Annotated in this window: 9 protein-coding genes and 1 pseudogene; 6 read left to right on the forward strand and 4 right to left on the reverse strand. The window is 74.5% G+C overall.

Going from position 1 to position 13,273, the window contains the following annotated elements:
- The 6 genes and pseudogenes from infB to AB0K80_RS32905 form a co-directional block, all read left to right on the forward strand.
- Positions 1-2,650: translation initiation factor IF-2 (gene infB / locus AB0K80_RS32880; RefSeq protein WP_365676039.1), on the forward strand; the 2,650-nt coding region annotated here is incomplete at its 5' end.
- 164 nt (positions 2,651-2,814) lie between these two features.
- Entirely contained in the window at positions 2,815-3,108 is a 294-nt protein-coding gene (locus tag AB0K80_RS32885) for a DUF503 domain-containing protein (RefSeq protein ID WP_365676041.1), read from the forward strand.
- Between the two features lie 34 nt (positions 3,109-3,142).
- Positions 3,143-3,595: a 30S ribosome-binding factor RbfA gene (gene rbfA, locus AB0K80_RS32890; protein WP_365676043.1), complete on the forward strand. Its 453-nt coding sequence runs from the start codon at positions 3,143-3,145 to the stop codon at positions 3,593-3,595.
- Positions 3,592-4,497 carry a tRNA pseudouridine(55) synthase TruB gene (truB, locus tag AB0K80_RS32895; RefSeq protein ID WP_365676044.1) on the forward strand — a complete coding sequence of 302 codons (906 nt, stop codon included), beginning with the start codon at positions 3,592-3,594 and terminating at the stop codon, positions 4,495-4,497. The genes rbfA and truB overlap by 4 nt, the downstream gene beginning before the upstream one ends.
- Before the next feature lie 295 nt (positions 4,498-4,792).
- Positions 4,793-8,210, forward strand: a pseudogene (locus tag AB0K80_RS32900) (trypsin-like peptidase domain-containing protein).
- Positions 8,211-8,338: 128 nt separating this feature from the next.
- The gene (locus tag AB0K80_RS32905; protein ID WP_365676046.1) at positions 8,339-9,295 is read left to right on the forward strand and encodes a bifunctional riboflavin kinase/FAD synthetase; all 957 of its coding nucleotides are present in this window, start codon (positions 8,339-8,341) and stop codon (positions 9,293-9,295) included.
- An 8-nt stretch (positions 9,296-9,303) separates the two neighbouring features.
- Here the strand turns inward: AB0K80_RS32905 and AB0K80_RS32910 are convergent, their stop codons facing one another.
- Genes AB0K80_RS32910 through AB0K80_RS32925 form a run of 4 tightly spaced genes read right to left on the reverse strand, consistent with a single transcriptional unit; the run spans position 9,304 to position 13,254 of the window.
- Entirely contained in the window at positions 9,304-10,317 is a 1,014-nt protein-coding gene (locus AB0K80_RS32910) for an ABC transporter ATP-binding protein (RefSeq protein WP_365676048.1), read from the reverse strand.
- Positions 10,314-11,306, reverse strand: coding sequence for an ABC transporter ATP-binding protein (locus tag AB0K80_RS32915; protein WP_365676050.1), 993 nt, complete (start codon positions 11,304-11,306; stop codon positions 10,314-10,316). Before AB0K80_RS32915 ends, AB0K80_RS32910 begins: the two co-directional genes overlap by 4 nt.
- Complete coding sequence (locus tag AB0K80_RS32920) at positions 11,303-12,214, reverse strand: ABC transporter permease (RefSeq protein WP_365676052.1); 912 nt, start codon at positions 12,212-12,214, stop codon at positions 11,303-11,305. Before AB0K80_RS32920 ends, AB0K80_RS32915 begins: the two co-directional genes overlap by 4 nt.
- Entirely contained in the window at positions 12,211-13,254 is a 1,044-nt protein-coding gene (locus AB0K80_RS32925) for an ABC transporter permease (RefSeq protein ID WP_365676054.1), read from the reverse strand. The genes AB0K80_RS32920 and AB0K80_RS32925 overlap by 4 nt, the downstream gene beginning before the upstream one ends.
- Between the last annotated feature and the right edge of the window lie 19 nt (positions 13,255-13,273).

The raw sequence follows: 13,273 nt of genomic DNA on the forward strand, positions 1-13,273 counted from the left end.
GGCGGCGCCCGAGTTCACCGCGCCTGCGTCGGCCCCGTCCCCGGCCGCGCCGAAGCCCGGCGCGCGCCCCGGTGCCCCCAAGCCCGGTGCCCGTCCCAGTGGTCCCGGCCAGGGTCAGCAGGGCCAGCGTCCCGCCGCCCAGGGCGGCGCTCCGCGGCCCGGCGGCCAGGCGCCGCGTCCGGGTGCCCGTCCGGCCGGTCCGCGCCCGGGCAACAACCCCTTCACTTCCGGCGGCTCCACCGGCATGGCCCGTCCGCAGGCGCCCCGTCCGCAGGGTGCGCGTCCGGGTGGCCCCGGCGCCCCCGGCGCCGGTCCCCGTCCGCAGGCGCCCGGCGCCCAGGGCGGCGGTCCGCGTCCGCAGGCTCCGGGCGGTCCGCGTCCGACCCCGGGCTCGATGCCGCGTCCGCAGGGCGGTCCGCGTCCCGGCGGCGGTCCTGCCGGCCCGCGTCCCAACCCCGGCATGATGCCGCAGCGTCCCGCTGCCGGCCCGCGTCCCGGCGGCGGCCCCGGCGGCCGCGGCCCGGCCGGAGCCGGTCGTCCCGGCGGCGGTGGCCGTCCGGGCGGCGGCGGCTTCGCCGGCCGTCCCGGTGGTGGCGCCGGCCGTCCCGGTGGCGGCGGCGGTTTCGCCGGCCGTCCCGGTGGCGGCGGTGGCGGCGGCTTCGCCGGCGGCGGTGGCCGTCCCGGCTTCGGCGGCCGTCCCGGCGGTCCCGGTGGCCGTGGTGGCACGCAGGGCGCCTTCGGCCGTCCCGGCGGTCCCGCGCGCCGCGGCCGCAAGTCGAAGCGGCAGCGCCGTCAGGAGTACGAGGCCATGCAGGCCCCGTCGGTCGGCGGCGTGATGCTGCCTCGCGGCAACGGCGAGACCATTCGCCTGTCGCGCGGTGCGTCGCTCACCGACTTCGCGGAGAAGATCAACGCCAACCCGGCGTCGCTCGTCGCGGTCATGATGAACCTCGGCGAGATGGTCACGGCCACGCAGTCCGTCTCCGACGAGACGCTCCAGCTCCTGGCCGACGAGATGAACTACACGGTTCAGATCGTCAGCCCGGAGGAGGAGGACCGCGAGCTGCTCGAGTCCTTCGACATCGAGTTCGGCGAGGACGAGGGCTCCGAGGACGACCTGGTCGTCCGTCCGCCGGTGGTGACCGTCATGGGTCACGTCGACCACGGTAAGACCCGCCTGCTCGACGCCATCCGCAAGACGAACGTCATCGCGGGCGAGGCCGGTGGCATCACCCAGCACATCGGTGCCTACCAGGTCACGACCGAGGTCAACGACGAAGAGCGGAAGATCACCTTCATCGACACCCCGGGTCACGAGGCGTTCACCGCCATGCGTGCCCGTGGTGCGAAGTCGACGGACATCGCGATCCTGGTGGTCGCGGCCAACGACGGTGTGATGCCGCAGACGGTCGAGGCCCTGAACCACGCCAAGGCGGCCGACGTGCCGATCGTGGTCGCGGTCAACAAGATCGACGTCGAGGGCGCGGACCCGACCAAGGTGCGCGGTCAGCTGACCGAGTACGGCCTGGTGGCCGAGGAGTACGGCGGCGACACGATGTTCGTCGACATCTCCGCCAAGCAGGGCCTGCACATCGACGAGCTGCTGGAAGCGGTCGTCCTGACCGCCGACGCCTCGCTCGACCTGCGGGCCAACCCGAACCAGGACGCGCAGGGCATCGCGATCGAGTCCCGTCTGGACCGCGGCCGCGGCGCCGTCGCCACCGTCCTGGTCCAGCGCGGCACCCTGCGGGTCGGCGACACCATGGTGGTCGGCGACGCGTACGGCCGGGTCCGGGCCATGCTCGACGACAACGGCAACAACGTGGCCGAGGCCGGCCCGTCGATGCCGGTCCAGGTCCTGGGTCTGACCAACGTCCCGGGCGCCGGCGACAACTTCATCGTGGTCGACGAGGACCGTACGGCCCGTCAGATCGCGGAGAAGCGTGCCGCCCGCGAGCGCAACGCGGCCTTCGCCAAGCGCACGCGCCGCGTGTCCCTGGAGGACCTGGACAAGGTGCTCAAGGCCGGCGAGGTCCAGCAGCTGAACCTGATCATCAAGGGTGACGCTTCCGGTTCCGTCGAGGCCCTCGAGTCCTCCCTGCTCCAGCTGGACGTCGGCGAGGAGGTCGACATCCGCGTCCTGCACCGCGGCGTGGGTGCCGTCACCGAGTCGGACATCGACCTGGCGATGGGCTCCGACGCCATCGTGATCGGCTTCAACGTCCGCGCGGCCGGCCGCGCGGCGCAGATGGCCGAGCGCGAGGGCGTGGACGTCCGGTACTACTCGGTCATCTACCAGGCGATCGAGGAGATCGAGGCGGCCCTGAAGGGCATGCTCAAGCCGGAGTACGAAGAGGTCGAGCTCGGTACGGCGGAGATCCGCGAGGTCTTCCGCTCGTCCAAGCTGGGCAACATCGCGGGTGTCCTCATCCGCTCCGGCGAGGTGCGCCGCAACAGCAAGGCACGCCTCATCCGCGACGGCAAGGTCATCGCGGAGAACCTCACCATCGAGGGTCTGCGTCGCTTCAAGGACGACGTCACCGAGATCCGCGAAGGCTTCGAGGGCGGTATCAACCTCGGAAACTTCAACGACATCAAGGTCGACGACGTCATCGCGACGTACGAGATGCGCGAGAAGCCGCGGGCGTAACGCCCACGGTTGCCGCTGGCCGACGGGACCCGTTCCCGTCGGCCAGCGTGCCGTAGTGCCCCTCACAGGGCGCCTGCGTAAAACCCGGTCGAGCCCCCGGCGAGGGCGCTGTACGGTTCTACAGAGCCCTTCGATCCCGCACCGGCGGGTCATCCGGACAACACATGTACGTGGGGACGCTGTCCTTCGACCTCCTTCTCGGCGACGTGCGGTCGCTGAAGGAGAAACGCTCCGTCGTCCGCCCGATCGTCGCCGAGCTCCAGCGCAAGTACGCGGTGAGCGCGGCCGAGGTGGATCACATGGACCTCCACCGGCGAGCCGGCATCGGACTCGCCGTGGTCTCCGCCGACGCGGGGCACCTCACCGACGTACTGGACCGGTGCGAACGGCTGGTCGCCGGCCGCCCCGAAGTGGAACTGCTCTCGGTCAGACGCCGTTTCCACGGCGACGACGACTGAGTGAACGTAGAACAGGAAAGGTTGGGAGACGGACGTGGCCGACAACGCGCGGGCCAAGAGGCTGGCGGACCTCATCCGAGAGGTGGTGGCCCAGAAGCTGCAGCGCGGGATCAAGGACCCGCGGCTCGGTTCGCACGTCACCATCACGGACACCCGGGTGACGGGCGACCTGCGGGAGGCGACCGTCTTCTACACGGTGTACGGGGACGACGAGGAGCGGGCGGCGGCCGCCGCCGGTCTGGAGAGCGCCAAGGGCATCCTGCGCTCCGAGGTGGGCCGCGCGGCGGGCGTGAAGTTCACGCCGACCCTGACCTTCGTCATGGACGCCCTGCCGGACACCGCGCGCACCATCGAGGACCTCCTCGACAAGGCGCGCCAGTCCGACGCCAAGGTGCGCGAGGCCTCCGCGGGCGCGACGTACGCCGGTGGCGCCGACCCGTACAAGAAGCCCAGCGAAGACGACGAGACGGACGACACCGCCGAATGACCCGCAAGCACACCACGCCCGACGGCCTTGTCATCGTCGACAAGCCGTCGGGCTTCACTTCGCACGACGTCGTCGCCAAGATGCGCGGCATCGCGAAGACGCGGCGCGTCGGGCACGCCGGCACGCTCGACCCGATGGCCACGGGCGTCCTCGTGCTCGGCGTCGAGAAGGCGACCAAGCTCCTCGGCCACCTCGCGCTGACCGAGAAGGAGTACCTGGGCACCATCCGGCTCGGGCAGACCACGCTCACCGACGACGCCGAGGGGGAGATCACCTCCTCCACCGACGCCTCCAAGGTCACCCGCGAGGCCATCGACGCCGGCATCGCCAAGCTGACCGGCGACATCATGCAGGTGCCGTCCAAGGTCAGCGCCATCAAGATCAACGGAGTGCGCTCCTACAAGCGGGCCCGCGACGGCGAGGAGTTCGACATCCCCGCCCGGCCCGTCACCGTCTCCTCCTTCGGCGTGTACGACGTCCGGGACGCCGTCGCCGAGGACGGCACCCCCGTGCTCGACCTGGTCGTGTCGGTGGTGTGCTCGTCCGGTACGTACATCCGCGCCCTGGCCCGCGACCTGGGCGCCGGCCTCGGCGTCGGCGGTCACCTCACCGCGCTGCGCCGCACCCGCGTCGGGCCGTACAAACTGGAGTCCGCCAAGACTCTGGACCAGCTCCAGCAGGAGCTGGCCGTGATGCCGATCGGCGAGGCGGCCGCGGCCGCGTTCCCGCGCTGGGACGTCGACGAGCGGCGGGCCCGGCTGCTCACCAACGGCGTACGGCTGGAGATGCCCGACGAGTACGCGGGAGCCGGCCCCGTGGCCGTCTTCGGCCCCGAGGGGACCTTCCTCGCCCTGGTGGAGCACCACCGGGGCAAGGCCAAGAGCGTCGCCGTCTTCACCTGACCGGCCCGGCGGACGGCCGCACCGGCCCGGGCCGCTCGGACGCCTCCGCCCGTGGAGCGGCGGATCCCCGTGACCCGCCGCTCCACGGTCCCCCCTCGGTTCCCCCACCCCTAGAGGTATCCATCCGACCCCGCTGCGTCACCCGTCCGTGCGGGCGCTCGGAGTGAACCGGGGGAGCGGAAGGGGGCGCAATGGCAGGACGATCTGTCCCGCTGATCTTCACGCCCGTACCGTCGAACGCGAGGGCACGCAGGTACGGCGGGGAGGTTCGGCGGTGGCGTCACGGAGCCGGTCCCTGGAGGCACAGCGACGTTCCGAGGACTTCCCGGGCACGTCCGGGCAGGCCCTGGTCCGCCTGCACGATCCCGCCGGACGGCCCCGGGGCGTCGGCTTCGTCGCCGACCGCCGCGGCACGGTGATCACCAGCCACGAAGCCGTCGACGGGCTGTCCCTGCTGCACCTGCGCGGAGCCGGGGACCGCTCGTGCGTGGTGACCGCCGAGGCGGTGACGGCGCTGCCCGCCCTCGGCCTGGCGCTGGTGCGCTGCGAGGACCTCGGCGTCGGCCCCCTGCCCATCACCGTGCGGGACCGGGTGGAGACGGGCACGTACGTCAGGATCGCCGCCGGCTGCTGGCGTGAGGCGCGCGTGCTCGGCAGCACCACCGTGACCTACCCGGCCACGGGCCGCGCGCACCGCCTGAACGACGTACTGGAGCTGGCGATCGGCACGGCGGGCCGGGACGCGCTGCGGCCGGGCGGCGGCGCGGCGGGCGGCCCGGTGCTCGACGCCGCGACCGGCAGCGTGCTCGCCGTGCTCGGCACCGCGCTGCGCTCCGGCGACCGCGACGCCGGGTTCGCCGTACCGCTGCGGTGCGGCCCGGGGCCGGCTCCGCTCGCCGAGGGCCCGCTGGCCGCGCTCCTCGCCGAGAACGCGGCCACCGTCCCCGGGTACGGCGCCGACCTCAACCTCGCCGGCGTGCTGGAGCTCACCGTCGCCGCGGCCGTGCGGGAGCAGCCCCTCGCCGGGGCGGCGGTCGTCGAACGGGCCGCGACGGCGGCTCGGTTCGCCGCGTTCACGGCGGGACCGGCCCTCGTCCTCGGGCTCGTCGGGGCGCCCGGCAGCGGCCGTACGACCGAACTGGCCGCGCTCGCCGCCCGCCGCCGCGAGGACGGGTTCCCCACGCTGTGGCTGCGCGGCGCGGACCTGCGGGGTGACGATGCCTCGGTGGCGGACGCGGCGGGCCGGGCGCTGGAGGGGGCCGCCCGGGCCGTGGCCGGCTCCCGGGCCCAGGGCGCCGCCGGCCTCGGCGACACCACCCCGGAACGCCTCGCGCGGTTCGCCCGCGAACGGGGCCGCCCCCTGCTGATCGTGCTCGACGGGCCGGAGGAGATGCCGACCGTGCTCGCCCGCCGGATCGCCTCGTGGACCGCGGCGAGCGTGCGGTGGCTGGGGGAGACCGGGGTGCGCCTGGTGGTGGCGTGCCGGCCGGAGTACTGGGAGAGCGCGGGCGCGGGGTTCCCGGCGGAGGCGCTGCACGGCGGGGAGGACGCCGCGGGACCCGACGGTCTTCCCCCGTGCGTGTACCTCGACGACCTCACCCCGGACGAGGCACGCCGAGCCCGCGCCCGGTACGGCCTCCCGGACGGCGCGCCGGCCGGCCCCGACGCCCGGCACCCGCTCACACTGCGGCTGCTCGCCGAGGTGCGGGCCGCGCTCGGCGACGCCTGGGACGCGGGCGTCGAACTCGACCGGCACGACGTCTTCTCCGCCTACCTGGACCTGATGTGCCTGCGCGTCGCGAACCGGCTCGCCGCCGGGAACGGACTGCGCGGCACCGCCGTACGCCGGCTGGCCGCGAAGGTGGCCGGGCAGGTCCACGAGGCCGCCCGGCGCAGCCTCGGACCGGGGCAGGGCGCGCTGGACGGGGCGTCGTTCGAGGCGGTGTTCCCCTCCCAGGCCGCCCCGGCGCGGCTCGGCGGCGGCACCGGCTGGGCCGCGGCGGTGCTGGAGGAGGGCCTGCTCGTGCCCGCCGGGACCGGGTACCGCTTCGCCCACGAGGAGCTCGCCGACTGGATCCAGGGCCTGCACCTCGACCTCGACGACGCGCTGCTCACCCTCGTCCACCGCCCCCCCCGCACCCCCGGACGAGGGCACAACCGTGCCGCACCACCGCATCGGCCCCGTCGTCGAGGCCCTGCTCCTCCTGGCCCGCCAGCACGGCACCGGCCGGCTCTCCTCCCGGCTCGCCGACCTGGTGCACGCCCTGGACGCCGAACCGCGCTCCTGGTGGGCCGCCCGGCTGCTCGCCCTGACCCTGACGCGGGTGCCCGACGCGGCGCCGTACCTCGGGGTGCTGGGGCTGCTCGCCGACCGGATCGTGGCCTGGCGGCGGCGCGAGCGGACCGTACCGGCGGAGTTCGGGCCCGCCTTCTGGACCGCGCTGCCGGTGGCGCCGGACGCGCGGTTCGCGCTGCTGCGCCGCCTCGTCCTCGCCGACGGCCCCCCGTGCGAGCCCGGCCCCCGCTACCTCGACGCCGTCGCCCACCTGCTCGCCGCCGAGCCCGCCGCCGTACAACGGCACCTCATCCGCTGGTTCGACGACGAACGGCCGCTGCCCGCCACCCCACACGCCACCGTCGCCACGGCCGCGCAGGCGCTGCTGCACACCCACCGGCACCGCGCCCTGGACGACCTGACCGACGCGCTCGCCGACAGCGGGCACCCGCGCGCCGACGAGCTGCTCACCGCGCTGGCCGAGGAGGAGCCGTCCGCGCTGTGCCGGGCCGTCGACCGGTGGATCCGCGACGCGCGTCCGGCCCGGCGGGCCACGGCCACCGTGTACGCGCTGCGCGCCGCCCCGCACGCGCGCACCGAAGCCGACCGCGTCCTGCTGCGGCACGCCGCGCTCACCCTGCTCACGTGCCCCGGCGACCACGCCCTGCACGGCGGCGCGCTCGCCCTCCTCGCCGGGGATCCGCAGACCCGGCCCCGGTATCTGGGCCGGGCCCTGGAGCGCTTCGCGGCGGGCGACCCCTACCTGACGCCGAGTCTGGTGGCGGAAGCGCTCACCGCCCGTCCCGGGCCGGTCCTCGAGGCCTTCCGGGCCCGGCTGGGCGGACCGGACGGCGCGCAGGCGCTGCGCGCGCTCGCCGACGCCACCCCGCCCGACCTGGCCGGGCCGGTCGCCGAGGTCCTGGCCCAGGCCGTGCGGCACCGGCCGGACCTCGCCGGGCACCTCGCCGCGTACGTCGAGCGCCGCCTGGACCACGGGCCGGCCTCCCGGGCCCTGCTCGAACCGCTGGTCACGGCAGTGCTGGACGCCGGCCCCGACGGGCTGCGGGCGGCGCTCGCCGGCGTCCTCGGCGACCCCGGCACCCCCGGCTCCCGCCCGCTGCGCCGCGACCTGCGCGAGCACCTGCTGGCCCGCGAGCAGGAACCCGCCGTCCTGGACGCCCTCCTGCGCGCCGCCGCCCGGCACGACGGCGACGAGCTGCGTGACCTCGTCCACCGCACCGGCCTGCTGCTGGTGCGCACCCCGGCCGGCGCCACCGTCTTCGACCGCGCCCTGGTCGACCTGGCCCGGTACCTGCCCGGCTTCGCCGCCCGCGTGCTCGGCTGGCTCGCCGCAAGCCCCCAGGAGTGGACGGCCCTGGTCGGACCCAGCGCCCGCCGGACGCTCGAGACCCTGGCCGGCGCCACAGTCCCCGCCTGATCCGCGCCCGTGACATGCGTGCGGCCGGTCACACCCCCATGCCGATGCGGGCCGGACGCACCCGGCATGGCACCCTTGGTCCTGCGTAGGAAACCTAGAGACGTACACAGGTTCGAGGAGCGGACACAGTGCAGCGCTGGCGTGGCTTGGAGGACATCCCCCAGGACTGGGGGCGCAGCGTCGTCACCATCGGCTCCTACGACGGAGTGCACCGCGGACACCAGCTGATCATCCGGCACGCCGTGCACCGGGCCCGCGAGCTGGGCGTGCCCGCCGTGGTCGTCACCTTCGACCCGCACCCCAGCGAGGTCGTGCGCCCCGGCAGCCACCCGCCGCTGCTCGCCCCGCACCACCGCCGCGCCGAACTCATGGCCGAGCTGGGCGTGGACGCCGTCCTGATCCTCCCCTTCACCACCGAGTTCTCGAAGCTGTCCCCGGCCGACTTCGTCGTCAAGGTCCTCGTCGACAAGCTGCACGCCAAGGCCGTCGTCGAGGGGCCCAACTTCCGCTTCGGCCACAAGGCGGCCGGCAACGTGGAGTTCCTCGCCGAGCAGGGCACGGTCTACGACTTCGAGGTCGAGGTCGTCGACCTGTACGTGACCGGCGAGGCGGGCGGCGGCGAGCCGTTCTCCTCCACGCTGACCCGGCGCCTGGTCGCCGAGGGCGACGTGCGGGGCGCCGCCGAGATCCTGGGCCGCCCGCACCGCGTGGAGGGCATCGTCGTGCGCGGCGCCCAGCGCGGCCGCGAACTGGGCTTCCCCACGGCCAACGTGGAGACCCTGCCGCACACCGCCATCCCGGCCGACGGCGTGTACGCCGGCTGGCTGCACGCGGCCGGGGAGGCCATGCCGGCCGCCATCTCCGTCGGCACCAACCCGCAGTTCGACGGCACCGAGCGCACGGTGGAGGCGTACGCCATCGACCGCGTCGGCCTCGACCTGTACGGCCTGCACGTGGCCGTCGACTTCCTGGCCTTCGTCCGCGGCCAGGCCAGGTTCGACACCCTCGAGGCGCTGCTGGAGCAGATGACCGAGGACGTCCAGCGGTGCCGGGAGCTGATCGCCGAGGCGGAGAAGCGGGACTAGGAGCAGCGTCAGGCAGGCTCCCCGGCGACCTGGTCCCGGTCCCGGGCGTGCGCCCAGTGGCACGCCACCTGGGCCGTCGCGGTGCCGTCGAGGACGCCCGGGTCCTGTTCCCGGCACGCCCCGGCGACCCCCGCCCGCCCGGCCTGGCCGCTCGCCAGGATGTGGCAACGGGCGTGGAAGCGGCACCCGGACGGCACACGCGAGGGGTCCGGGGGTTCGCCGGTGAGCACCACCGGGTCACCCGGGGCCTCCGGCAGGACCGACAACAGCGCCTGGGTGTACGGGTGCCGGGGCGCCGTCAGCACCTGCTCGACCTCGCCCGTCTCCACGATCCGCCCCAGGTACATCACCGCCACCCGGTCGGCGATGTTCCAGGCCAGCCCCAGGTCGTGCGTGACGACCAGCGCGGACAGTCCGAGCTCGGTGCGCAGGCGCAGCAGCAGGGCGAGGATCTCCCCGCGCACCGAGGCGTCCAGGGAGGCCACCGGCTCGTCGGCGACGAGGAGTTCGGGCTCCAGGACGAGGGCACCTGCGATGACCACGCGCTGACGCTGCCCGCCCGACAGCTCGTGCGGGTAGCGCAGGAAGAACCGCTCCGGGGGCCGGAGCCCGGCCCGGGCCAGCGCCCCGGCGACCGCGGCCCGCTCGTCACCGCCGTAGCCGTGGATGCGCAGGCCCTCGGCCACGGCGTCGTACACGGTGTGCCGGGGGTTGAGCGACCCGCTCGGGTCCTGCAGGACCAGCTGCACCCGCCTGCGGTACGCCTTCAGGGCCCGGCCCGAGTAGTCCAGCGGCCGGCCGTCGAACACCACCTGACCCGCCGTCGGCTCGACCAGGCCCAGCAGACAGCGCGCCAGCGTCGTCTTGCCGCAGCCGGACTCGCCGACCAGGGCGACGATCTCGCCGGGCCGGATGTCCAGCTCGACCCCGTCCACGGCACGGGCCCGGGGCGCGCCGTGCCGGCCCGGGAAGGTGACGTACAGGTCCTGGGCGCTGAGCAGGGGCGCGGGGGGTGTCGTCATGGGCTGGTGGGCCTCGCTTCCTCCAGGGGCTCCGCGGCCGTGCCGTCCACATGCACACAGGCCGCCCGCCGCCCGGGCCCCGCCGTCAACAGCAGCGGGTCCCGCACGGAGCACGACGGCAGCGCCACCGGGCAGCGCGGATGGAACGTACAGCCGGTCGGCAGCGCCGCCGGGTCGGGCGGGTCGCCCGGCAGGCCGCGCGGCGCGAACCGCGAGGCCGGATCGCCGATGCGCGGGAACGCGGCCGACAGGGCCCGGGCGTACGGGTGCCGCGGATCCTCGTACACCTGCCCGGCCGGGCCCTCCTCGACCACCCGGCCCGCGTACATCACCGCCAGCCGGTCGCAGGTGTCGGCGAGCACCGCGAGGTCATGGCTGATCATGATCAGGCCCAGGTCCTGCTCGGCCACGAGCTGCTCGATCAGGCGCAGGATCTGGGCCTGGATCATCACGTCGAGCGCGGTGGTCGGTTCGTCGGCGATGATCAGGCGCGGGTCGCAGGCCAGCGCCATGGCGATCATGACGCGCTGGCGCTGCCCGCCGGACAGCTCGTGCGGGTAGGCGTCCGCGCGGGCCGCCGGGAGACCGACGTGCTCCAGCAACTCGCCGGTCCTGCGCTTGGCGCCGGCCGGGGTGGCCTTGCGGTGCAGCAGGATCGGCTCGGCGATCTGGTCGCCGACGCGGTGCACGGGGTTTAGGGAGTGCATCGCGCCCTGGAAGACGATCGACGCCCCCGCCCAGCGCACGGCCCTCACCCGGCCCCACTTCATCGTCAGGACGTCCTCGCCGTCCAGCAGGATCCCGCCGGTGATCCGCGTTCCGGCCGGCAGCAGCCGCAGCAGCGCCAGCGCCAGGGTGGACTTGCCGCAGCCGGACTCCCCGGCGATCCCCAGCTTCCGGCCCGCCGCCAGCCGCAGAGTCACCCCGCGTACGGCGGCCGCCCCGCCGGCGTACGTCACCGTCAGGTCCCGGACCTCGAGCAGACTCACCGCGCCACCCCCAGCCTGGGGTTGAGGACCGACTCCACGGCCCGTCCGCACAGCGTGAACGCCAGCGCGACGACGGCGATGGCGACCCCGGGCGGCACCAGGTACCACCAGTCACCGGCGCTGACCGCCCCGGCCTCCCGGGCGTCCTGGAGCAGCCCGCCCCAGGAGACGACCGTCGGATCGCCGAGGCCCAGGAAGGCGAGCGTGGCCTCCGCCAGGATGGCCGAGGAGATGATCAGCGTGGTCTGCGCCAGCACCAGCGGCATGACGTTCGGCAGGACGTGCCGGGACATGATGTGCCAGTGCCCACCGCCCAGCGCCCTGGCGCGCTCGATGTACGGCCGGGTCTCCACCGCCAGCGTCTGGGCCCGCACCAGCCGGGCCGTGGTCGGCCAGGTCGTCACGCCGATCGCCACGACGATCGTGGTCAGCGACCGGGACATCACGGTGGCCAGGGCGATCGCCAGCACCAGCGTCGGCATCACCAGGAACCAGTCGGTGACCCGCATCATCACGGTCGCGTACCAGCCCCGGAAGTGCCCCGCCGTCACCCCGATGAGCGTGCCGATCGCCACCGACAGCACGGCCGCCAGCAGCCCGACCAGCAGCGAGACGCGGGCTCCCCAGATCACCAGGCCGAGCAGGTTCCGCCCGAACTGGTCCGTCCCGAACGGGAACCGCGCGCTCGGGCTCTCCAGCGGCCGGCCCGGCGCGCCCGTCACACTGGCCACGTCCGGGCCGGCCAGCAGCGGCGCGGCCAGCGCCAGCACGGCGCACAGCACCAGCGCGCCCAGCCCGAACAGCCCCGCCCGGTGGGTGCGGTACTGCCGCCAGAACCGCAGGGCGGAGGCCCGGCGCCGCTGCCGGGCCAGCGCCCGTGGGCCCGGTGCCGCGGAAGTCGTCGTCATCGGCCCACCCGGGGATCGAGCAGCGGATAGATCAGGTCGGCGAGCGTGTTCATCACGATCACCGCGGCGGCGAACACGAAGAACAGCCCCTGCACCAGCGGCAGGTCGGGCACGCTGAGGGCCTGGTAGAACAGCCCGCCCAGCCCCGGCCAGGAGAACACCGTCTCCACCAGGATCACGCCCGCGACGGTCCGCCCGAGGTTGATGAAGATCAGCGTGACGGTCGGCAGCAGCGCGTTGGGCACGGCGTGTCGGCGCCGCACCAGGTCGTCGCGCAGCCCCTTGGCCCGCGCGGTGGTCAGATAGTCGCTGCCCATCTCGTCCAGCAGCGCCGACCGGGCGACCAGCAGCGTCTGCCCGTACTCCACGGCCACCAGCGTCACCACCGGCAGCACCAGATGGTGGGCGACGTCGACCGCGTACGCCAGGCCCTCCTTGCCGCCCGACTCCATGCCGCCGGTGGGGAACAGCCCCGGCACCGGCCCGATGCCCACCGCCAGCGTGATGATCAGCAGCAGGCCCAGCCAGAACGACGGCACGGAGTACAGGGTCAGCGCCAGGCCGGTGTGCACCCGGTCGCCCGGCCGGCCGTGCCGCCACGCCGAGCGGGTGCCCAGGAGGATGCCGAGGGCGGTGTAGAGGACGAAGGCGGTCCCGGTGAGCAGGAGCGTGTTCGGCAGCGCCTCGGTGATCTTGTCGACCACCGGGGTGCGGAACTGGTATGACGTGCCGAAGTCGCCGGTGAGCGCCTTGCCGCAGTAGTCGGTGAACTGCCGCCACAACGGCAGGTCCAGTCCGAACTCCCTGCGGTAGGCGGCCAGTTGCTCCTGGGACACCTGGCGTCCGCCGGTCATGGTCTTCACCGGGTCGCCGGGGATCAGCCGGAAGAGGAAGAAACTGGTGACCAGGACCGCCAGCAGCGACACCGCCGCCCCGGCCACCTTGCCCGCCACGTACCTCAGGTACGCGGCGCCGCCCCGGGCCCGGGTCCGGGCCGGCTCCGACGTCTCGACCAGCGCGGGGGTCGCCTCAGCGGTCATACGCCCCCGATCGCGCGTT

The sequence above is a fragment of the Streptomyces sp. NPDC052682 genome (assembly GCF_040678435.1).
Classification (GTDB): Bacteria; Actinomycetota; Actinomycetes; order Streptomycetales; family Streptomycetaceae; genus Streptomyces.